Below are 21,326 nucleotides of genomic sequence, written 5' to 3' on the forward strand. Positions count from 1 at the left end.
CGGCACGCCCGGAGCCGCAGCGGATCAGCGCTCCGACACTGCGTGTCGCTGTTGCGCTCGAAGACGAGCACCCCACACGGTGAGTCCCGTGCCGAGCAGGATCATGACCGCGGCGAGCCATCCGATCTGCGGGGCGGAGGAGACCCCGGTGACCGAGAGGTCGCTGGTGGCGCCGCGAGTCGAGGCGCCTCCCTCGTGCGGATCCGCGCCGGTACCGCCGCTCGCCGCGCCGGCTTGCGGATCGTGATCTCCCTCGGCCCCCGTCGTGGCCGTGGTGTTCGCCGTCGCGGACGCGGCTGACTTCGCCTTCGCTTCCGCCGTTCCGGCAGTGCCGGCCTTCGCCGCGGCACCCGCTCCGGCCGCCGAGTTCGCGGAGGCTCCGGCCTTCGTTCCGGCATCCGCACTCGCGCCGGCTCCGGCACCCGCACCCGCTCCGGGCCCGGAGGTCGGATCCGCCGCGGCGCTCGCCGCCGCCTGAGTGCCGCCCACCGATGCGGATCCCTGCTGGTCGCCGGTCCCCGCGGCGGCCGCGGAGGCGTCGGTCGAGGCGTTCGCGATGGCGGCCGCGCGGGCGGCGCTCGACGAGTCGCCGTTCGCGGTCGCCGTGCCCGCGGAGTTCGCGCCCGCCCCGACATCGGCGGACGCCTGGGCGGCGGCCTGCGCGGAGGCGTTCGCGTGCGTCGACGCGTCGGCGGAGGCGGTGACCGCCCCGAGCGCCTGCGACGAGGCGTTCGCCTGCGACGCGAGGTCGGCGGCCCCGCGCGCTGCCGCTCGGGCGTCGGCGCTCGCCGCAGCGTCCGCGGAGGTGCTCTGATCCGCGTAGGCGGCGGCGCGCGCGGCGGCCTGCGCGCCCGCCCGGTTCGACCCGTCGGCGCTCGCGGACGCGGCGGCGGAGGCCGAGGCGTTCGCCAGGGCGCCCGCGTAGCCCGAGGCGGTGCTGGAGGCATCGCTCCGGGCCGCGGCCTGCGCGGACATGGATGCCTTGGCGAAGCCCTCGGCCGAAGCGGCGGCGTTCGCCGTGTCTCCGGCGTCCGCATCCGCCGCCGCGGTCGCGGCGGCCTGCGCGGCGGCTCCCGACCGGGCGGCCGCCGAGGCAGAGGCATCGACCGAGGCCCGCGCGAGCGCGGATCCCTGCGCTGCGGCCTTGGCCGAGGAGTCCGAGGCGGCGGAGGCCACCGAGGTCGCATCTCCGTACGCCGCCGACACTGCCGAGGCCTGGGCGGCGATCCGATGGTCGCCGTCCGCCTGTGCGGCGGCGGCGGCCGATGCCGAGGCGTTGGCGTTCGTATCGGAGTTCGCCCGGCTGAGCGCTTCCGACGAGGCGTCCGCTGCCGCGGTCGCCGTGGCATCGGTCGCGGCGGTGGCGGATGCCGTCGAGGACGCCGAGGCGATCGCCGCGGCTTCCGCCGACGTGTTCCCGCGGGCGTTCACCGCGATCGAAGCCGAGGCGTTCGCGGCGGCGGAGGCCTGGGAGTTCGCCGAGGCGATCGCCGCGGCGCGCGCCTGCGCGCTGGGTCCGGAGTCCGCGTTCGCCGAAGCCGTGGTCGATGCGTTCGCCCGTGCCGCGTTCCGTGCGGCGGCAGTCGCGTCGCCGTTCGCCGCCGCCGAGGCGGTGCTCTGCGCATTGGCGTACGCCGAGGCGACGGCCGCGGCGACGGCGTCGGCCGTGCCGTTCCCGTCCGCGCGTGCCGAGGCCGCGGCCGATGCGGATGCGTTCGCGTTCGTGTCGGCGGAGGCGACCGATGACGCCTGCGACGAAGCCATGTCCGTCGCCGAAGCCTGCGCAGCCGCGTTCTGCGCGGTCGTCGCCGTGGTCGAGGCGTTCTGCGAGGCGTCCGCCTGCACCGAACCGGCCACCCGGGCCGCTGCCGAAGCGGTGGCGTCCGCGGCGGCCGAGCTGATGCTCGTCGCGTCCGCGAAGGCCGCGGCTTGCGCGGCGGCCCGAGCCCGGGCCTCGGCGGAGAGGTCGCCCTGCGCCGAAGCTGCGGCCGATGCCGCGGCGTTCGCGTCCGCGCGGGCGGCGGATCCTGCGGATGCGGAGGCATCCGGGTCCGCGCTCGCGTCGGCCGTCGCGTCGGCGTCCGCTGCGGCCGATACCGAGGCCTCGCTCGATCCGTTGCTACTCGCAGCAGCGCGGGCCGCGGCCGCGGAGTTGCCTTCGCCGGCCACCGAGGCCGAGGCGCGGGAATCGCTCTTGGCGTCGCTCGTGCCTGCGGCGGTCGCGGCCGCCCGAGCGCTCGCGTTCGCCGTGCTCGTCGCGTCGGCGGACGCGTCGCTCGACGCGTCCGTGCTCGCCGCGGCCTGCGCCGCCGCTTCGGCGTCCGCTCGGGCGGCGGCCGAAGCGGACGCGTTGCTGTCCGCCCAGGCGGCGGACTGCGCCGCGGCCTGGGCGCCCGCCCGGTTGTCGCCGTCGGCTCGGGCCGAAGCCGCGGCGGATGCGGAGGCGTTGGAGTCCGCGGACGCGCGCGACGACGCCTGCGCGCTGGCATCCGCATCCGCCGCGGCGGACGCGGCGGATGCGGCATTGCCGTTGGCGTCGGCGGAGGATCCGGCTCGGGTCGCTGCGGTGCTGTCGGCGGATGCGCGCGCCGCGGCGAGGCCCGACGACCAGCCGGTGGCCGAAGCGTTGGCTGCTGCCTCGGCGGTCGCGGATCCGGCGGCGCGTGCGGCGGCCGACGCATCGACGGTCGCGGCGGCGTCGGCCGAGGTCGAGTTGTCGGCCATCGCAGCGGCCACGGCCGCGGCCTGGGCGGCCGCGTTGTTGTTGCCGTCGGCCATCGCCGATGCGGAGGCGGACGCGGCGGCGTTCCCGTTGTTCGGGCGGCACGCCTGCTGCGCGGTCAGCGAAGCGGCGTTGGTGGTGACGGTGCCCGAGCTGTTCGTGGCGCTGAGCCGGTACCGGGTGCCGGTCATACGGTTTTCGAAGTTCGCGGTGAAGGCGAGCCCGTCGCCCGACACCGTGCCCGTGGCGGGGACCCACTGGTCGCTGCCGGGCGCCTGCTGCTCCCAGCGGTACGCGGGCGCGGGGTACCCGTCGTAGTCGAGCTCGGCCCGGATCGTGAAGTCGGTCAGGCAGATGCCCTCGACGGTGTATGGGAGCTCGCGGAGGCCCGGCACGCCGAACACCTCGAACCCGCCGGGCACCCGGTAGCTGTACTCCGCGAGCGCGGGAGGGGTCGGACTCACGCATCCGCCGTAGCCGTTCCCGTAGCAGTAGGTGCCGGCCTCGCGCCAGGTGATGGTGAGGTCCTTGCGGCCCGGCTTGCCGAGGTTCATCCCGTTCCAGCTGACCGATTGCGGTTCGACGCCGGAGATGTTCCACGCGGTGTCGCGGATCGGCAGCTCCTGCCCGTCGAAGAACATCTTGGCCGAGCGCAGGGGCTGCAGGAGCCGGGACGGATCCGGTGCGCCGGTGCTCCGGTCGCGCGCGAACACGTCGCCGTCCTCGGTGACCCAGAGCGCGCCGGCGGTTCCGCCGTTCCCTGTGGGGACGCTGTTCACGACGCTCGCGATCTTCACCGAGTCGGGGACGGCGAGCGGCTGCGGCGCGGCGACGCAGGTCCCGTCGGCCGAACGGCCCCAGGTCCACAGCTTGCCGGTGCTGTCGAGAGCCGCGGGGGTGTTGGCTCCTCCGAAGATCCGGGTGATGGTGACGCCGCTCAGCCCCGCGATGGGCGCTGCGCCGGCGGTGCCCGACGCCGATCCGTTGCCGAGCTCGCCGCAGTTCTGCGTGCCCCAGGAGTAGACCCGGCCGTCGTCGGTGAGCGCGAGCCGGTACTGGGAGTCGCCGGTGACGTCCGTGAACCGGACCCCGCTCGGTGCGGTGCGGGTCCAGGGGGCGGTGTCGGTCTGCTGCCAGACCGCGCCGTTCGCATCGATGAGGGAGCGGGCCGAGCCGAAGAGGGAGAGGCTGGAGCCGAGGCTTCGGACGGTCGCGCCGGCCGGGGCCGCGAGCGGAACGAGCGCCGGCTGGGTCGGCGGGGCGTCGTACGAGAGTCGTCCGCCGGGGTCGACGCCCGCGAGCGAGCCGTCCGAGAGCAGCACCGTGCCCGGGGCGATGTCGCGCACCGAGACTCCGGATGGGAGCGGGACGGGACGGAACGTCATCGACCACCACGTGTTGCCGAGACTGTTCGCCCAGTACCGATCCCGAGCCGAGTACCAGAGGCTGCCGTCGGATCCGAGCGCGAGGATCAGCTCCTCACTCCAGCGGGCGCTGACGCCGTACTCGACCCGTGCGCTCATGCGCACCTTCGTGAAGCGCATGGCCGGGTCCGAGACCTCGGCGATGCGGTTGCTCTCGTACAGCCGGCCGTCGGCGCCCAGCAGCACGACGCGGCCCGAGGTGCCGCTGATCCCGGCCCAGATGTCGTCGACCTTGCTCGCGACGCCGTCCCGCATGGGGATCCGGAGGTCGGGGAGCCCGACGGTGAGATTCTGCCAGGTGAAGGCCTGCCCCTGCCGGGTGCTGAGCGTCGGCTCGTGCCCGGCGGGGGGTTGCGGCGGCGGCACGGGACCGGGCGCCGCCTGCGCCGGATCGGCCGCTCCCGCGAGCGATGCGAAGGCCAGCAGCCCGCCCGTGACGAGCACCGCGATCCCGTCCCGAAACGCCCGCCCGACGGACCGCCCGACGGGCCGTCGGGCCTCCGTCGGCCCGGTGCGCCGGATCCTTCTGTGCCTCGCGGCACCGAAGCTGCTCGCCCCCATACGTGTTCCCCCTTGCGATCGAGCACCGCCGGGCGGTTTCGCCCGATCGGTGTTCGTGGTCGATCCCCGGAAAACACCGGGTTCACCTATGAGAGACACCCAGGCGGCCCCAAAACCGTCGCTGATTGCACATTCCGGGCGTGTCGCGGCGACGATGCGGCGGTTGAAGCTTCATCAATTACGGTGAACACGTCGAAATCACGGCATGTTGGGGTGGAAGTTGGACGAAGAAGTCTTGCTCGCACGCGCGTCACGAGGCGACCGTGCCGCCGCCGGCGCGTACCTGGCGCAGCATCTTCCGGCGCTGCACCGATCCGCGCGGCGGATCGCCGGCCGGCGGATGGATCCGGACGACCTGCTCGCCGACGCCGTCGAGGGGCTGCTCGTCAGGTGGGCGGACGGCGGCGAGGAGATCGCGTCGCCCCGCGGCTACATCCTGGCGTCGATGCGCAACCGGGTCATCAACGAGGCGCGCTCGCCGCGGTCGCGCAGCACCGGGCTCGGATTCGGGGTCGGGTTCGACCGGGACGACCCGAGCGCGCTCGGTACCGACGAGGCGATCGAGCTGGAGCGGGAGCTCACCTGGCTGCGCCTGGCGCTCGTTCGGCTCTCGGCGGCGCACCGGAGCGCGCTGCAGGACGGCGCGGTACCGACCGGCGAGCCGGTTGCCGGGGTTCCGGACGCGCGGGACGGCGACGGTCGGAGCGCCGATGCGCGGCAGTCCCTTCGGGCCCGTGCGCGTCGCGCGCTGCGTCGCGCGTACCTGCAGGTCGTATTGGAGGAGGGCGCGGCCCCGGACTGCCACGCCGCCATCGCGCGGCTGCCGACACGGGTCGGGGACGACGCGGACGCCACCGGCGATGCGCCCGAGCACTTCCGATCCTGCGAGCGCTGTCGGAGGCGCTGGCTCGTGTTCGCGAGCCTGGCGGGCGGGCTCGGCATCGCGGGTGCCATTGCCGTCCCGGCGGGCTCGGCGCCCGCGCAGGCCCACGCCCCCGGCTCCGCCGGAACCTTCGGAACCGTCGGCTCGGGCCGCGGGGCGGGCGCGGGCTCCGGAGGGATCATCGCCTCGGGCGCCGCGCTGATCGGGATCGGGATCCTCCTCGCGGCCGCGGCGTTCTTCCCGCAAGCGCTCCGTCCGTGGGCGGCTGAGGGGGAGCCCGCGCAGCTCGGGCACTCGGTGGATGCTGCGGGAAGCGGCGCCGGTGCGGCGGTGACGGCGAGCATGGGTCTGGCCGTGACGGGCGGGTCGGTCGCGGGGGACGGGGTCCAGGAGGTCACGATCCGGCTGACCTTCGACGTGGCGGGGAGCGACTGGTCGACGCACGAGCTCAGCTTCGACCTGCCGTCGGCCTTCGACGCCGTCAGCGCGTCGGACGGCTGGAACTGCGCGGGGCGCCGCTGCGCGCCCGCAATCGCCGATGCGCGCGAGGGGGTGTTCGCGATCCGCGGGCTGCCCGGCGGAGGCGACGAGCGGATCGGGGTGCGCTGGCGGGCGGAGGCTGCGGGCCGCAGCGTGACAGCGGACGCATCCAGCTCGGTGCCGCTCACGGGCGAGACCTTCACGACCTCGGCGCGCGACCGTGCGCGCTGACCATCGCCCGCGCGCTGCTGACGCGATTGCGACAGGAATCCCAGGACGAGCCAGACGAGCAGCACCAGGAAGACGATGCCGACCAGGAGCACGATCGCCCCCTCGCCGGTGCCGGCCGAACCGGTGGGGTTCGGGCGTCCGCTCTCGAGCAGGATGAAGATCCCGCCGAAGAGGCCGAGCGTCGCGAGCAGCGCGGAGAATCCGATCTGGACGGCCCAATAGCCGACGCCGGTGTACGTCCGGCTGGTTCCGGGGCGCATCAGGGATCCAGCGGCGCGATGTGCACGCTCACGAAGCGGCGGGGCTCGGGATCCCACTTGCACGACATTCCGAGCCAGACCCGGAGCCCGGTGGCCGTCCCCTCCGGGGTGAAGTAGCCGAGGGTATTGCAGGTCGCCCGGGGATCATCCGCGTACGCCGTGAGCCAGGTATGGAGTCCCTCGTTCTCGGCGCCCGCGAGCGAGGCGAAGTCCCGCACCAGCGACAGGAACTGCTCGTCGGTCTCTGCGCCGGCGGTCAGCCAGAGTTCGCCGATCTCGTCGGAGCCTTCGGCGACGTAGGGGAAGATCCGCTCGCTCGACACTCGGATCGTCGTGTTCGGCGTCCGCACGGACACCTGGATCGGGTGCGAACGGTCCCTCGCGCTGACGGCGTTCGCGAAGTCCCCCGGGCCGGTGAGCCCCACGCTCCGGAGCAGGAGCCTGCCGCTGCTCCAATCGAAGGTCGCGGCGCCGGTGCGTGCGATCTCCTTCGCGCCGGCATCGCTCAGGGACGCGTTGCCTCGGGCCCCGTCGGTCGGACCGGTCGGCCCGACTTTCGACACGCTCCAGCCGAAGCAGCCCGCGAGCCCGAGGGTCGCGATCAGCGCGATCGCTGCGGCGGCGGCAGTGAAGCTCGCTCGTGTGCTCGCGCTCGGGCTCATGCCTCAAATCCTATGGACCCTCGAGTCCATGGGGCCCTCGGGCCAGGCGTTCGTGGCGGGGTATTTGCGATTCTCGAAATCCCCGGTCCCGCTTGGCTGCACTGATCTCACCAGGGCGGTCTTTCCCGGCTCGGCTCGGGAGCTTTCCCAAGCCGACCTTTCGGGAGATCAGCTTCGTAGGTCGATGGACTCCATGATCCGCCCCAGGAGGCCCTTCAACTGCTCGAGCTCGTCCGGCCCGAGGCCGGTCAGGGACGCCAGTTTCTGGGGAACCGGTTTCAGCTCCTCTCGCAGCCGGAGGCCCTCGGGCGTGGCCGATACCAGAACCTTCCGCTCGTCCTCGGTCGAACGCCGTCGGGCCACCCGCCCCGAACCCTCCAGCCGCTTCAGCACGGGCGTCAGGGTTCCGCTGTCCGATCGGAGGCGTTCCCCGAGCTCACCCACCGTGAGCGGCTGCTCCGCCTGCCAGAGCACCAGCATCACCAGGTACTGCGGATAGGTCAGTCCCGACTCCGAGAGGAGCTCACCGTACGCCTGGGTCACGGCTCGTGAAGCAGCATGCAGCGGGAAGCAGATCTGGGCCTCGAGGTCGAGGGGGTCGATGGACATGTCTCAAGTCTAGCTTGCGTCATTCAATTGTGCACAATAGAGTCGTGCTCATGACAAATTCTGCTCTCTACACCGCAACCGCTGCCGCCTACGGGGACGGCCGGAACGGCCAGGTCCAGTCCTCGGACGGCGTGCTCGACGTCCCGGTCCGAATGCCGAAGGAGCTCGGCGGTCCCGGCGGTGCCACCAACCCCGAGCAGCTGTTCGCCGCGGGATACGCCGCGTGCTTCCACTCCGCGCTCAAGCTCGTCGCGGGCCAGGAGAAGCTCGACGCGGGCGACTCCGAAGTCGTCGCGGATGTCTCCCTGCTGTCCGCGCCGGATGGCGGATACCGGCTCGCGGTCGGCCTCGAGATCACCGCTCCTGCTCTGTCGAGGGACGTCGCCGAGCGTCTGGTGGCGAAGGCGCACCAGGTGTGCCCGTATTCCCATGCGACTCGCGGCAACATCGAGGTCGCTCTCACGGTGGCGTGACATGGGAATCCTCATGATCATCGGCCTGACCCTTACCGGCCTGGCCGCACTGCTGCACGTCTTCATCTTCTGGCTGGAGTCCTACGCCTGGACCACGCCCCGCGCTCGCGCCGTGTTCGGCACGACCGAGGCCGAGGCGGCGGCCACGAAGCAGCTCGCCCTCAACCAGGGGTTCTACAACCTCTTCCTCGCGCTGATGGTCGCGTCCGGAGTGGTGCTCACCCTGTCCGGACAGTCCGCCGCCGGCATCGCTCTCGTCCTCGCCGGTGCCGGTTCCATGGCCGCGGCGAGTCTGGTCCTGCTCTGCTCCGACCGCAGCAAGACCGCGGCAGCGCTGAAACAGGGCACGGCGCCCGCCGTGGGCGTGGTCGCCGTACTCCTGAGCCTCTTCATCTGATCCCGAAAGGAACCGTCATGACCGACTTCACCAGCACCGAGATCCGGCTGGCGCGGCGCCCGCAGGGCTGGCCCGTCCCCGAAGACTTCCAGACGACCGTGGTCACCCACCCCGCGCTGCGCCCGGGAGAGGTGCGCGTACGCAACGAATTCATCTCCGTCGACCCCTATATGCGCGGCCGGATGAACGATACGCGGAGCTACGTCGCCCCCTACGCGATCGGGGCTCCGATCCAGGGCGGGGCCGTCGGGCGCGTGGTCGAATCCGCGGCCGAGGCGCTCCCCGTCGGTACCGCGGTGCTGCACCAGCACGGCTGGATGGACGCGGTGCAGGCGGACGCCGAGACCTTCCGCCCCGTACCGGAGATCCCGGGAGCGCCGCTCTCGCTCCGGCTGCACATCCTCGGGATGACGGGCCTGACGGCCTATGTCGGCCTGACCGCCGTCGCGCACCTGCGGGAAGGGGACACCGTGTTCGTCTCCGGGGCCGCCGGGGCCGTGGGCACCGCTGTCGGGCAGATCGCGAAGCTGTTGGGGGCCAAGCGCGTCATCGGTTCGGCGGGCTCCGCGGAGAAGGTCGCGCTGCTGACTGAGAAGTACGGCTACGACGCCGCCTTCAACTACAAGGACGGACCCGTGCGGGAGCAGCTCGCGCGGATCGAGCCGGACGGCATCGACGTCACCTTCGATAACGTCGGAGGCGACCATCTGGAAGCCGCGCTCGACGCGATGAACGACGGCGGTCGCCTCGCGCTGTGCGGCGCGATCACGAGCTACAACGCGACCGATCGTTCGGTCGGCCCCGACAATATGGCCAACATCATCACCCGAGGGTTGCGCCTGCAGGGCTTCACCCTCGGTTCATACCTCCACCTGAGCGAGGAGTTCAGCGGACGCATGGCCGAGTGGTTCGCCGCCGGCCAGATCGCCTACGACGAGACCGTCGTCACCGGCATCGAGCACACGGTCGAGGCCTTCCTCGCAATGATGCGCGGAGCCAACACCGGCAAGATGCTGGTCGCAGTCTGAATCCGAATCGGCCGACGCCGGGTCCGCTCGGCCGAGTCAACGCCTGAGGCCCCGCTTCCGAGTGGAAGCGGGGCCTCAGGCGTTGACGATCAGGCCTCGGCCGGGATCGTGGCGGCCGTGCCGGCCACTGACGCCTCAGGAGACGTCGGTCCGGATCCGACCAGTGAGGACGCCGAGCGCCCTCCAGAATTCTCTCCCGGAGATCCGGCCGCACCCGAGGAGCGTCCCAGCATCCCGTCCGAGTGGTCGGCGACCCATTCGATCAGCGGCAGCATCCGCTCCATCAGATCGCGTCCGAGCGGTGTGAGGCTGTACTCGACGTGAGGAGGCACCGTCGGGAACGACTCGCGATGCACGATCCCGTCGTCTGTCAGGGTGCGCAGCGTCGTCGCGAGCATCTTCTCGCTGATGCCGACGACCTCTCGGCGCAGCTCGCCCCAGCGCCGCGTCCCGTCGGAGAGCGCGGCGAGCACGAGCACCCCCCATTTGCTCATGATGTGGTCGAGGACGACCCGGGTCGAGCATCCGGGTTCGAACGCCATCGGCGTCGACGCCTTGATCTCCGCAAAACTCACCGTCATGTGCGTACCTTACTTCAAAGTGGGTACCCATAGACCGGAATGTTATGGACGCATTCGGGGGTTGTTGATCGTGTCACCTACGAAAGGACACCTCATGACCATCCTCGTCACCGGAGCCACCGGCCAGCTCGGTCGCCTGATCGTCGAGAGCCTGCTCGCGCGCGGCGCATCGGCGGACCAGATCATCGCCGGAGCACGCGACGTCTCGAAGGCCGCCGACCTCGGTGTCCGCGCCGTGCACCTCGACTACACCGATGCCGCCTCGATCGCCGCTGCGCTCGAGGGCGTCGATACGGTCATGCTCGTGTCGGGGTCGGAGGTGGGCCAGCGTGTCGCGCAGCACCGCGCCGTGATCGACGCCGCGGCCGCCGCCGGAGTGACGAAGTTCGTGTACACCAGCGCCCCCAAGGCCACCACGAGCGATCTCGTGCTCGCCCCCGAGCACAAGGCCACCGAGGAGGCCATCGTCGCCTCCGGCCTGCCCGCCGTGATCCTGCGCAACAACTGGTACACCGAGAACTACCTGGGCGACCTCGCCACGGCCGCCCAGACCGGAGTCCTGTCGGCCGGTGCCGGGGACGGGCGCGTCGCGTCGGCGAGCCGCAAGGACTTCGCGGATGCTGCCGCCGTTGTGCTGCTCGAAGACGGCCACATCGGCGAGGTGTATGAGCTGGCCGGCGACGTCGCCTGGAACTACTCCGACCTCGCTGCCGCGTTCGCGGAGGTCCTCGGCCGCGAAGTGACTTACGCGCCGCTGAGCTTCGACGAGCAGGTCTCCGCCCTGCGCTCCTTCGGCCTCGACGAAGGCACCGCCGGCTTCGTGGCGGCCCTCGACGCGGGCATCCGCGACGGCGCGCTCGCCGACACCGACGGCACCCTCGCCCGCCTGATCGGTCGCCCCACCACCCCGCTGGTCGAGGGACTCCGCGCGGGAGCCTGACACCTCGGCCCCTGAAAACGGCCGCACTGAGGCTCGAAGAAGACGTGATCATGCCAGGAAAACGCCTGAGGCCCTCGACTCCGAACGGAATCGAGGGCCTCAGGCGTTGGTGGTGGAGTGCTTGCAAGATTTCCGGAAGCCTTGTCTCGCAAGGGGGAGGGCGCTGTGGAACGAAACCTGCGTTTCCCGGCTAAAGCCATGAGCTCTCCCGGGCCTCTGCCCGGAGTGATGCGCGGTGCCAGGACGCCGCGTCCACGTCGGGCGTGCGTGCGGTCAGCATTCGTGCAAGAGAGATCCAGGGTTTTGAGGGACCCGCAGGAGCGAGCAGTCGGGGACGGCGGGTCTGCCCTGAGCGTGATCGATATCTGATCTGTGAGCATTCATCCTCGCTGGAGGGATATCACTTAGGCATGTAACCAGCCTTTGGCTTTCATCATGTCGAGACAGCGTTGCCCACCTGCCTGAGGGCGTGTCAATGCAAGGTGTGGAGAGCGGTGACCAGCAGAGGCGAGTGTGGCACCCCAAATCTGTCGAAGGGCGTGATCCTTATCCCATGTGCTCGCAACACCCCAGAGAAGAGTAACTATGGGGTTGGAGCGAGCCTCCAAACACGATACGGGCCTGTTGAAGTGTCGCCTTGCCAGAAACGGACATTGCCTAAGGATGTCCTCGAGTAGGGGACAACCGCGATTACTTCGTTAGAAGCGTCGGGCGTTCGCTTGGTGACCAGCGGACCAAGTATCGAGGACCGGGCGTTTCCTCTCTGATTCTTCGAAAGAGGGCCGAAACCGGTGATCTTGATCGTTGACTCATTTGGTGCGGTCGCGGTAATGGTCATCCGGAGGCCATCTCCGACCTGAAACGTGCCGAGTGTGGTGGACCCCTCAACATATTGGGCTCCATCCCTTTGGTACGTTTGTGAGGCGGTCACCGTAAGAGTGCCGCGCAGGGCGCTTGGCGTGTACTGCCAGGTGCCGTCGGATGCGACCGGGATTTGAGCGGTGGCTTGTTCGCCGAGGTCGTTTGCCACGGTCAGTGCGACTGTGCCTCCTGCGACGCCGGTCCCGACGAGACGGGGATAGACCCCAACTTCGACACCGTCTGCCGGGGCTGCGGTCAACGTGGACGGAACACGGATCGGGGACGCTGGTGCGGGTGACGGCCTTGGGTGCGGGGTAGAGGGCGACGTCGGCGTTGGAAGGGGTACCTGCTCCTCGGGGGTTTTGGGGGTCGGAGGAAGGGCTCCATAGCCGGCGGATGATGTCGAAGTCGGTGGTGTGACCTTTGATGCGACCTGAGGTTTCCTGGCTAAGCCTGATCCATCGCTTTCGGTGGCGGAAGTGGCTGTAGACGTTTCTGACTCTGAACCCAGTAATGTGGTTGGGGGCGCCTGCTGAGTATCGGGGACATCGGCCAGCGTCATGAAGGCGTACGCCCCACCTATCGATCCTGCGAGCACTGCCGCGGTAGGGATTAACCCGAGCTTCACGACCCTTGCTGCTCTTCCTGGTGGTCCAGATATGCGCGGCTGGCCGATCCCCTCATTCGCCTTATCTGACCGTATCCACTCCAGATATGCTGCGCCGGAGGTGCTTCCTAAGAAGGCGGGGAGTAGGACGAGTGCCAGTCTGGACTGCAGTACTTCGGATTCTTCTACGACTATTGCGCAGCGTGGGCAGGCTCCTAAATGGAATTCGAGCTTCTTGCGAATCGAAGCGGTGGACTTTCCTCGAATGTAACGCGGGAGGCGTTCGATTACCCATCGGCAGTCCGGATCGAGTCCGCCAGTTGGTGAGAGGTTCGCTGCGATCCACGCCTGTTTGAATCCTTCACGAGCGCGCTTGAGGAGCGCGCTCGTGCCGTTCTCACTCATCCCCAAGTAGGCGCAGAACACCTGGACGGGAAGGTCTTCGACCTCTCGGTACCAGAGCGCCTCCTGCCAGCGGATTGGGAGAGAGCGAAACACTGAGAGTGTGAAGCTGCTCTCAAGGAACCGCGGAGCAAAATCATCTTGCGGTTGGCTGAACGCCTCGAGCATCTCGTCGGACGCTCCGGTGATGTCGTCGCTCCCCCGTTGCCGCGCCATATTGGCAGCGACGTTCCTGGCGGTCATGATCGCGTATGCCCTGAACGCGGTGGCGGGCCCCTGCCCCGCCTGGAGCCTGCGCAAGATGCGATAGAAGGTCTCTTGTGTCACGTCATCTGGGTCGAAGCCGGTGAAGGAGCGCGCGGCGGCGGAAACTGCACCAGCGTGGCGCTTCCAGAGCTCTCCGAACGCATCTTGGTCACCCCCTCTGACCATGTTCACTAGCGCCATGTCCGCCTCATCTGCGAAACGCGAACTGTTTTTCATGCGTCCATCTCCCCCTCGTGCCAGGTGACGCCACGGCGTTGTGACTCCTCCGTAAAATCAACCAAGCGATTGAATCCTCAAGCTTCTAAGACACCGCGGCGGGGTGAAATCTGACGCGGGCGAGAAAGCTCGAAGCTGCTGGGGCTCGCGTCAGATCATGTGGCCGTAGGGGGTCTTAGTCGGTGCAGATGGTCAGCTTCATCCCCCTAGCGCGGCTGGCCGGTCTGCGAGGGTCGATGAGGATCTTGAACTGCACACCTCGGAGGCCTCCGCCGGGACACCCGCCCCCTCGGGATGTCCCGGCGGTCCCTCGTTCTTGAAGGTCCCTCTTCGCAGCTCTGCGCCCGGCGTCGTGTGAAGACGGAGCCCCGTCTTTGGCCGGGTCAGCGGTGCTATTGCACAGGTTGGGTCCGTCCGCCTCCCGACCAAGCGTGACTGCTTGTAGGGGCAGAAGTATCCCAACGCGTTGTGGAGTCTTTGCTCGGTGGTGGGAGGCGCGCAGAACCAGGCGGCATGTGCAGTCCGCAAGTAAGAAGACGCCTCAACTGCGTATGTTTCGACCTCAGGTTTGGCGGTCCCGAGCGCTCTGCTGTGATCGGGGCGTATCAGCGCGGCCTTACCCGAGCCTGGGCCCGGGGCGCTCTGCGCTGGGTGTGTCCTTGCTGCCGCCCCGGAGCGCATTCATGCTCAGTAGCCCAGGAGTCACCGCGGTGTCGGAAGCGCCCACACCCTTGCCTGGCGGCTGGCGATCGGCGCGGCAGTTCGGGCTCAGGCTGCTCACTGGCCTCGATTCAAGAGCGGGCCACCCTCCAGCGGTGGCAACACAGCAACGGCTCATCATCGCGAGCACTGGACCTGTTCGGCGGGTGCAAGGGGTTGAAAGAAACTTCTCGGTGGCGCGTCAGATGCACCCCGGAGGACGTGTCTATACCTTCGACGCTACTCGTGGGCCGATATCGAAGATGAGTCCAGGGTTGCGAATGCATGGTGCCAGCTGAAGGTGCTTGCTTGCGATATCTGGGCCCGCCCACTGAGCAGAAATGCGACTGAAGATGATGAAGATTTCACCTAATGCGATGAAAATGCGGCGCGGCGCGTTTTCTGTCGAGTTCAGTTTAGGTCCGCGTGAAGTTGGGGGAACGGCATGAATCGTTGGCTCGCAGGTTTCAGGCAAGGGAGAGCCCGTCGGGCCACTCCTCGAGCGGGCTCGTGTCCCCGCCTGCGGAAGTTGGGACGCGCGATTCTCGCGTCCGGTCTGTCGCTCGGCGTGGTCCTCACGGGGTTCGTGCTGCCGTCGGCCGCGAACGCAGTGACGACGGTGTACGAGATCGAAGGCAACTGGGCGGCGGGGACACCGGATCCGGTCAAATCCGGAACCGGGCTGACCGCGGTCTGGCGATACAACATCAACGATGCGGACCCTGCTCCGCTGAATCCGCCGCAGGACAACGTGACGATCACGTTCACCGCTCAGCACGCGGTGTTCACCGAGCTGCCCTCCGTGTGCCTCACCTCGGGCGTGACTCCGGCTTCTTCGATTCAGGACAATGGTGCGACCCTCGTGTGCAATCTCGGTACTCGAGACCTCGGCACCGCAGAACTGCTGCTCGCGGGTGTTGAGGCGAAGGGCAGCACCGGGGATAAGGTCTCCGTCTCCGCGTCAATCGGCACGCCCGGTCTCAACCAGGCGACGGCCACTCTTCCCCAGCTGTCCATCACGAACCCGTTCGCGATGGACATGAAGTTCGACGGTGGCACGCCGGGGCAGACGCTGGACGGCACGCAGAATGTGCTTACCTTCCCCTGGTCGCTCCGTCATGCTCCGGGCTCCACCGCGGGGCCGAACTCGGTCAGCTACACTCTGAGTTTTTCTTCGAGTGGTGGCGAGACGGTGGTGCCGTCGGTATCGGGCTGCAGTGCACAGGACGCCAGGAACCCCGGATACCCCTATTCGGGGAGCGGGTTCGCCGCGAATCAGACCGCGCCGTTCCCGACGACCTGCACGCTCGTGCAGACGGCTCCGAATGTGTTCCGCTTGACGTTGACCGGAATTGACTACTCCAAGACCTTGGATCCGACGGTGGACTCGTCGGGCACTGCCCTGCCAACGGATTGGGATGTGGTGGCTGCGGGCAAGATCTCCGTGCGCTTCACCTATGTGAATCAGACCACCGTCTCGTTCACCTCGAACGCTCCGACATACACCTCGACCAGCGGTGAGACGAGTGTCGACATCGCCTCGAACAACAGCAACTCTCGGGCCTCGACGCGCGGCACCTGGACGGGCGGCTGGTCACTCAGTAACCAGGTGCGGCCCGTGGAGGGAACGATCTGGACCGATACCTATCGGACGATGGCGGGACAGCCGGCGCTCGCCGTATCGGGCGTTCGACCGCCGCAGGGAGCAGAGGCCAGCACGCAGGTCTGCACGATCCTGGACACGAAGTACGTCACGTTCAACTCCTCGAAAGCGGGCACCATCTCCGGGGGCGTGGTCACCCCGTACCCGGGCGTCATCTACGAGTACTTCACGGGCACGGGCACCAATGGCATCGCCGATCCGAATAGTGCGAACTACAATCCGAACAGCTTCAAGTGCGACGGTTCGACTGGAACCACCTGGTCGTCGACGCTCCCGAGCGATCTCTCGACGGTGAAGGCGATCCGGGCGACGTTCCCCGCCTCGGCCAACATCCCGGACGCGGTCGCGCGTATGTATACGTCCACGACCATCAAGCCGAGCACGCCGGTCGGTACGGATGTCTGGACCTGGACGAGTTACAAGATGGGCGCGAATGCCTGGGTTGATCCGCATCGCACGATGAACGCGGGCGACGTGCCCCTTTCGGGAACGCTCACTCCGAATTCGCGCTACCCCTACACCGGGGGCGGACGTGACGTGCTCCGCATCGTGGCTGGAACGCCGCACGTGACGAAAGCCGTGGACCAGAAGATCACCATGCCAGGCGCGACCGTGAACTTCACGCTCAGCTACCGGGTCGACGCTCCGGTGAACACGACGGTCAACAACCTGAAACTCTCGGACCTGCTTCCCGCGGGCCTCACCTACGTCCCGGGCAGCGCGAGTGTCGCCCCGACGAGCGTCAGCGGGCAGACGCTGAACTGGACGATCAACAACGTGTCGACCAACACCGACTACACGATCCTGCTCAGCGCGGTGGTCGATTCCTCGGCCGCGCCGGGGACCGTCTTCACGAACACCGTGAACATCGATCTCGACGGGTCCAAGGGGTCCGCCACGGCGAGCACCAGCGTGCGCGACGGCGGATACACCTTCATCACGAAGACCGCCGACAACCAGCAGGTGCCGCATGTCAACGGGACGGCGCAGGACGGATGGACGGTGCGTCTCACCTCGGCCGACTCCGTCGCGCAGACCTTCACCGACACGGTCGACATCCTGCCCTACAACGGCGACGGTCGCGGAACGAGCTTCTCCGGCTCCTACCAGTTGTCCGGACCGGTAACCGCAGTCGCGGGGGCGACGGTCTACTACACGACCGCGAGTCCGGCGACGCTCAAGGACGACCCGGCGGATCCCTCGAACGGCTCCGCCGGGAGCATCACCGGGAACACCGTCGGGTGGTCGACGACGTTCAACGCCAACGCGACCGCGGTCCGCGTCATCGGGCCGTCGCTCGCAGCAGGCGCGACCCAGTCCTTCAGGGTCAACGTGAAGACCACCGGGGCGAAGTTCGACGACATCTACGTGAACCGCGCCGAGGCGCGCGCGTCGCGCACGAAGCTGACGATGCGGACCTCGAGCTGGTTCCAGATCGCCGCGGTCGATTCGCTCACGATCAAGAAGTACGTCCAGGATGCTGACGGGAACTGGCACGACGCGCAGAACGTCGACGACTATCCCTCGTTCCACACCGGCGACACGGCGAAGTACCGGCTCGTCGTGACCAACACCGGCGATCAGACGCTCACGAATGTGAAGGTGACCGACGACAAGGTCGACCTCGCAGCGTTGAATCCGCTGCCCGCGGGTCTCAGCGCGGGGGCCGTGATTCCCGAGCTGAAGCCGGGCGCGAGCAACGCGGTCACTATCGAATACGATGTGCTGCTCACCGGTCACGCAGCGGGGTCCCACCTCATCAACAATGCATGCGCAACTCCCTCGGACACGAAGGTCGACCCCTCGTGCGATCCGGCCGGACTCATCATCCTTCCGTCTTCGCTCGCCTGGGAGAAGGTGAACTCCGCCACTCCGCAGAAGCACCTGGCGGGCTCCGAATGGGAGCTCGTGAAAGTCGACAGCAGCCAGAATCCGGCCGGGACGCCGATTCAGGTGATGGACTGCGTCGCGGCGAACGCGTCGAGCTGCACTGGTCCGGACAAGGATCCAGCCGCCGGCAAGTTCTTGATCAACAACCTGCCAGATGGCAATTATCGGCTTACTGAGACGAAGGCGCCGGCCGGTTACGTGCTCGACGTTCAGCCGCACTACATCACCGTGCAGGGGGTGACGGCATTTGCGTCCCCCATCACGAACGAGCAGCACGTCGGTCCTGCGATGCCGCTTTCGGGTGGTGTGGGCACCTTCGGGATCTTCGTCGGCGCCGGCACCCTTGGCGGGCTCGCGGTGTTGCTGGTCCTGCTGCGTCGGCGCCGCCTGCGCGACTCCTTCGAAGGAAAGATCCTCGCATGACCCGTCCATCTATCTCTTCTCGATCCATCCAACAGAAAGGTCTTGACCTCATGAAGGCAAGTACGGCCAGACGCCGCATCACCACGATGGTGGGTGCTGCTGCTCTTGGCATCACAGCAATCCTCGGAAGCTCTTCGGCCGCACTCGCCGCTCCCCAGGACTACGGCAACATCGACCCCAACCGGACCGGTTCTCTGACCGTCCATAAGTTCCTGAACCAGGCCGGAAGCACCACTGGCGACGTGAGTCAGGCCCCGGCCGCAGGAGACTTCACTGACCCGGTCGCCGGCGTCGAGTTCACCGTCTACCCGCTGCTCAAGTCCGGGAGCGCGGTCGACCTGACGGTTCCCGCCAATTGGAACGGTCTCGATACGCTCACCCCCGGGGCCGCCTGCACCGCTCCGGCCGGGTACACGCTCGGCACGCCGACGGTGATGCCGCTGACTGCTGCTGATGGATCGGCCACGGCATCGCTGCCCGTCGGCCTTTACCAGGTGTGCGAGACGGCGGCACCGGCCAACATCATCGAGAAGTCTCTCCCTTTCATCATCACGATCCCTCTGCCGTACCAAAAGGGATGGGTGTATGACGCACACGCCTATCCGAAGAACGGCTCGGGGTCGATCGAGAAGACGATCGATCCTCAGCAGGACTACGGCCTCGGATCCGTCGTGAAGTTCCCGGTCACCGTTCCCGTGTCGCGCATGGCTCAGGCGTGGACCGGTTTCGCGGTCCGCGACACCCTGGACCCCCGTCTCACCCCGGTGGCCGCCTCGGCCATCGCGGTGACGGCCGATGGCACCGCCCTCGATCCCTCGTTCTACACGATCGACATCACCGGCCAGCAGATCACGATGAACTTCACCGCGGCCGGGATCGCATGGCTCAACGAGGGCCCCAACGCCCACGTCGGCGCCGAGATCCAGGTTGTATTCGCCGGTACCGTGAACGCGGTCGGTGGCGGAGTCATCCCCAACACGGCCCAGTTCTGGCCGAACAACCCGGGCTTCGATCCGAACTCCAACCCGCCGCTGCCTTCGAACGAGGTGCGCACCAACTGGGGCGACCTGCAGATCACCAAGCGCGCCGCAGGCACCTCGGGGTCGACCGGCACCCTCTCGGGCGCAGTGTTTGAGATCTACGCAGCCGCAGATCCCTACGCCGCCGACTGCTCCGCAGCCACGGCGACCGGGTCGCCGGTCTCCGTGGGCGGCCAGACGAGCTTCACCTCGAACTCGTCGGGGGTCATCTCCCTTGCCGGCCTCTTCGTGAGCGATAGCGTCAACCCCGTGATCGACAACCCCCAGCGCTGCTACGTGCTGAAGGAGACCGCGGCACCCGCAGGCTACGTCCTCCCGCCGAACCCGTTCACGCCGGTCGCAGTGCTCATCGGTAACACCACTTCCGACAACATCGACATCGAGAACACCCAGCAGGGCGTTCCTCCGCTGCCGATCACCGGAGCCGCGGGCCAGGTCCTCTTGATCGCCGGCGGAACCGCAGCACTCGCCGCCGCCGTCGGTCTGGTGCTGATGCGCCGCCGCCGTCAGGCTCAGCTGAGCGAGTAGCGCCCAAACGGCCTCCGGGCGGTGCCGCAACGTGAATCGTTGCGGCACCGCCCGGAGGCATGTTCGCCCACCCCTATCACTGAGACAGGACACCATGGCCGATACCGCCACCCCCACGAGGGCCGCGCTGCGGAAGAAGCAGCGTCGAACGTGGAAGCCGAGCCTTGTCACATACCTCATCATGGTGCTCGCGCTCGGAGGCCTCGGAACCGGCCTGTATCCGATGACCGCCGCCTGGGTGTCCTCCTACAACCAGTCCCGGGTTATCGAACGGGCCGAAACGAACCTGCATGCCGTCAAGCCGAACCCGGCGCGCCAGTTCGATCTCGCCTACGAATACAACAAAGCGCTGACCGCGGGGGTCAAGCTCGAGCCCGGCGGGAACGTGCCGGTCGGAGCGGGCAATTCCACCAACACGGAGCTCCGCTACGCAGACATGCTGAAGGCCGGAGACGATGGGCTCATGGGGAGAATCAAGATCCCCGGCATCGAAGTCGACCTTCCGATCTACCACGGCACCTCCGAGGCCACGCTGCTCCGAGGCGCGGGCCACCTCGAGGGATCGCATCTCCCTGTAGGAGGTGCGGGCACGAGAACCGTCATTACCGCGCATCGCGGGCTCGCCAACTCCACGATGTTCACGAACCTCAACGAGGTGAAGAAGGGTGACACCTTCAGTATCGAGGTCCTCGGTGAGGTGCTGGTCTATAAGGTCTTTGACATTCAAGTGATCGACCCGGAGGACAGCAGTTCGCTGCGTGCGGTCCCGGGGGAGGACCTCGCGACCCTCATCACCTGCACGCCGCTCGGTATCAACTCCCATCGCATCGTCGTGACTGGGCAGCGCATCACGCCGACGCCACCGGAAGCCATCCGGGACGTCGGGAAGGCTCCCGAGCTTCCCGGATTTCCCTGGTGGGTGGTGATCGGAGGCGCCGGGGTGCTGCTTGTGGGCGCATACGTGTGGCGGCGAGGATACCTGGACCCGAGACTTGCCTCCAAACGGAATACACATCGGCGCGACGCGGCCGAATAGTTGCGCTCCGGATCGCCTTCAGCGTGAACGAGTTCGACTGTTGGCCTGCTCCTGCTCCTGCACCGTGCACTCGCGGGACGGTTCCGTATCTCCGAGGCCGAGGCACACGGCCGGACACGAGGTTCCGATGGTGCCTTCTCAGCTGCGTAGGTGGAAGCGGTGTGGCGTCCGCGGTTTCTTTCTCCGGGCCGCAAGGTGGAAGACTCTGCTCGTCGCCCGGACCGGGCGACGAGATCGGGCGAGCTGAATGTCATCCACCGCCGGCCCGTGTCAGCGGCGGAGGACGTTCACGTTCTGTGGTTCGAATTTGGTCGCCTGCAGCAGCCCTTGTAGCACCATCAGACTTCTCTGCGCCGGATACTCCCGGGGGCAGCGTCGCAGGCCGCGTTGTCCCAGACGGGTGAGATCCTGATCGCATACGCTGCTCCTCGCATCACTGAAGG

General features: G+C 68.2%; 11 protein-coding genes and 1 pseudogene. 8 read left to right on the forward strand and 4 right to left on the reverse strand.

All coding sequences use genetic code 11. The features are described from left to right. Nucleotides 1-24: 24 nt before the first annotated feature. On the reverse strand, nucleotides 25-4,707 hold the full coding sequence (locus BMH31_RS07920) for a hypothetical protein (RefSeq protein ID WP_143469811.1): 4,683 nt from the start codon (nucleotides 4,705-4,707) through the stop codon (nucleotides 25-27). 220 nt (nucleotides 4,708-4,927) lie between these two features. Here BMH31_RS07920 and BMH31_RS07925 point away from each other — a divergent pair, with 220 nt between their 5' ends. Then, complete coding sequence (locus tag BMH31_RS07925) at nucleotides 4,928-6,301, forward strand: RNA polymerase sigma factor (protein ID WP_158234897.1); 1,374 nt, start codon at nucleotides 4,928-4,930, stop codon at nucleotides 6,299-6,301. Nucleotides 6,302-6,560: 259 nt separating this feature from the next. Here the strand turns inward: BMH31_RS07925 and BMH31_RS07930 are convergent, their stop codons facing one another. Continuing rightward, nucleotides 6,561-7,223 (reverse strand): hypothetical protein, encoded by a 663-nt coding sequence (locus tag BMH31_RS07930; RefSeq protein ID WP_099724711.1) that lies wholly within the window; start codon nucleotides 7,221-7,223, stop codon nucleotides 6,561-6,563. Between the two features lie 168 nt (nucleotides 7,224-7,391). Next, on the reverse strand, nucleotides 7,392-7,832 hold the full coding sequence (locus BMH31_RS07935) for a MarR family transcriptional regulator (protein WP_099724712.1): 441 nt from the start codon (nucleotides 7,830-7,832) through the stop codon (nucleotides 7,392-7,394). Between the two features lie 50 nt (nucleotides 7,833-7,882). Between BMH31_RS07935 and BMH31_RS07940 the strand changes: the two genes are divergently transcribed. Genes BMH31_RS07940 through BMH31_RS07950 form a run of 3 tightly spaced genes read left to right on the forward strand, consistent with a single transcriptional unit; the run spans nucleotide 7,883 to nucleotide 9,730 of the window. Continuing rightward, entirely contained in the window at nucleotides 7,883-8,305 is a 423-nt protein-coding gene (locus tag BMH31_RS07940; RefSeq protein WP_099724766.1) for an organic hydroperoxide resistance protein, read from the forward strand. Nucleotide 8,306: 1 nt separating this feature from the next. Continuing rightward, nucleotides 8,307-8,702: a DUF1304 domain-containing protein gene (locus tag BMH31_RS07945; protein ID WP_099724713.1), complete on the forward strand. Its 396-nt coding sequence runs from the start codon at nucleotides 8,307-8,309 to the stop codon at nucleotides 8,700-8,702. A gap of 17 nt (nucleotides 8,703-8,719) precedes the next feature. After that, nucleotides 8,720-9,730, forward strand: coding sequence for an NADP-dependent oxidoreductase (locus tag BMH31_RS07950; RefSeq protein WP_099724714.1), 1,011 nt, complete (start codon nucleotides 8,720-8,722; stop codon nucleotides 9,728-9,730). Between the two features lie 218 nt (nucleotides 9,731-9,948). Here the strand turns inward: BMH31_RS07950 and BMH31_RS07955 are convergent. Further along, nucleotides 9,949-10,311, reverse strand: a pseudogene (locus BMH31_RS07955) (helix-turn-helix domain-containing protein); the annotation flags it as partial. 94 nt (nucleotides 10,312-10,405) lie between these two features. On the opposite strand from BMH31_RS07955, the gene BMH31_RS07960 reads away from it, so the two are divergent. The 4 genes from BMH31_RS07960 to BMH31_RS07980 all read left to right on the forward strand — a co-directional run bounded on the left by BMH31_RS07960 (nucleotide 10,406) and on the right by BMH31_RS07980 (nucleotide 20,883). Further along, nucleotides 10,406-11,251 carry an SDR family oxidoreductase gene (locus tag BMH31_RS07960; RefSeq protein ID WP_099724716.1) on the forward strand — a complete coding sequence of 282 codons (846 nt, stop codon included), beginning with the start codon at nucleotides 10,406-10,408 and terminating at the stop codon, nucleotides 11,249-11,251. Nucleotides 11,252-14,832: 3,581 nt separating this feature from the next. Continuing rightward, nucleotides 14,833-18,279 carry a SpaA isopeptide-forming pilin-related protein gene (locus BMH31_RS07970; RefSeq protein ID WP_158234896.1) on the forward strand — a complete coding sequence of 1,149 codons (3,447 nt, stop codon included), beginning with the start codon at nucleotides 14,833-14,835 and terminating at the stop codon, nucleotides 18,277-18,279. A 50-nt stretch (nucleotides 18,280-18,329) separates the two neighbouring features. Beyond that, nucleotides 18,330-19,847 carry a SpaH/EbpB family LPXTG-anchored major pilin gene (locus tag BMH31_RS07975; RefSeq protein ID WP_158234895.1) on the forward strand — a complete coding sequence of 506 codons (1,518 nt, stop codon included), beginning with the start codon at nucleotides 18,330-18,332 and terminating at the stop codon, nucleotides 19,845-19,847. A gap of 94 nt (nucleotides 19,848-19,941) precedes the next feature. After that, nucleotides 19,942-20,883, forward strand: coding sequence for a class C sortase (locus BMH31_RS07980; protein ID WP_099724720.1), 942 nt, complete (start codon nucleotides 19,942-19,944; stop codon nucleotides 20,881-20,883). Nucleotides 20,884-21,326 lie beyond the last annotated feature (443 nt).

This window comes from Leucobacter sp. OLIS6 (assembly GCF_002752355.1).
In the GTDB taxonomy this organism is placed as follows: domain Bacteria; phylum Actinomycetota; class Actinomycetes; order Actinomycetales; family Microbacteriaceae; genus Leucobacter.

Coding starts and splice junctions, on each gene's coding strand:
- BMH31_RS07975 (WP_158234895.1), top strand. CDS start 18,330: ATGAAGGCAAGTACGGCCAGACGCCGCATCACCACGATGGTGGGTGCT.
- BMH31_RS07935 (WP_099724712.1), bottom strand. CDS start 7,832: ATGTCCATCGACCCCCTCGACCTCGAGGCCCAGATCTGCTTCCCGCTG.
- BMH31_RS07940 (WP_099724766.1), top strand. CDS start 7,883: ATGACAAATTCTGCTCTCTACACCGCAACCGCTGCCGCCTACGGGGAC.
- BMH31_RS07920 (WP_143469811.1), bottom strand. CDS start 4,707: ATGGGGGCGAGCAGCTTCGGTGCCGCGAGGCACAGAAGGATCCGGCGC.
- BMH31_RS07950 (WP_099724714.1), top strand. CDS start 8,720: ATGACCGACTTCACCAGCACCGAGATCCGGCTGGCGCGGCGCCCGCAG.
- BMH31_RS07960 (WP_099724716.1), top strand. CDS start 10,406: ATGACCATCCTCGTCACCGGAGCCACCGGCCAGCTCGGTCGCCTGATC.
- BMH31_RS07945 (WP_099724713.1), top strand. CDS start 8,307: ATGGGAATCCTCATGATCATCGGCCTGACCCTTACCGGCCTGGCCGCA.
- BMH31_RS07980 (WP_099724720.1), top strand. CDS start 19,942: ATGGCCGATACCGCCACCCCCACGAGGGCCGCGCTGCGGAAGAAGCAG.
- BMH31_RS07930 (WP_099724711.1), bottom strand. CDS start 7,223: ATGAGCCCGAGCGCGAGCACACGAGCGAGCTTCACTGCCGCCGCCGCA.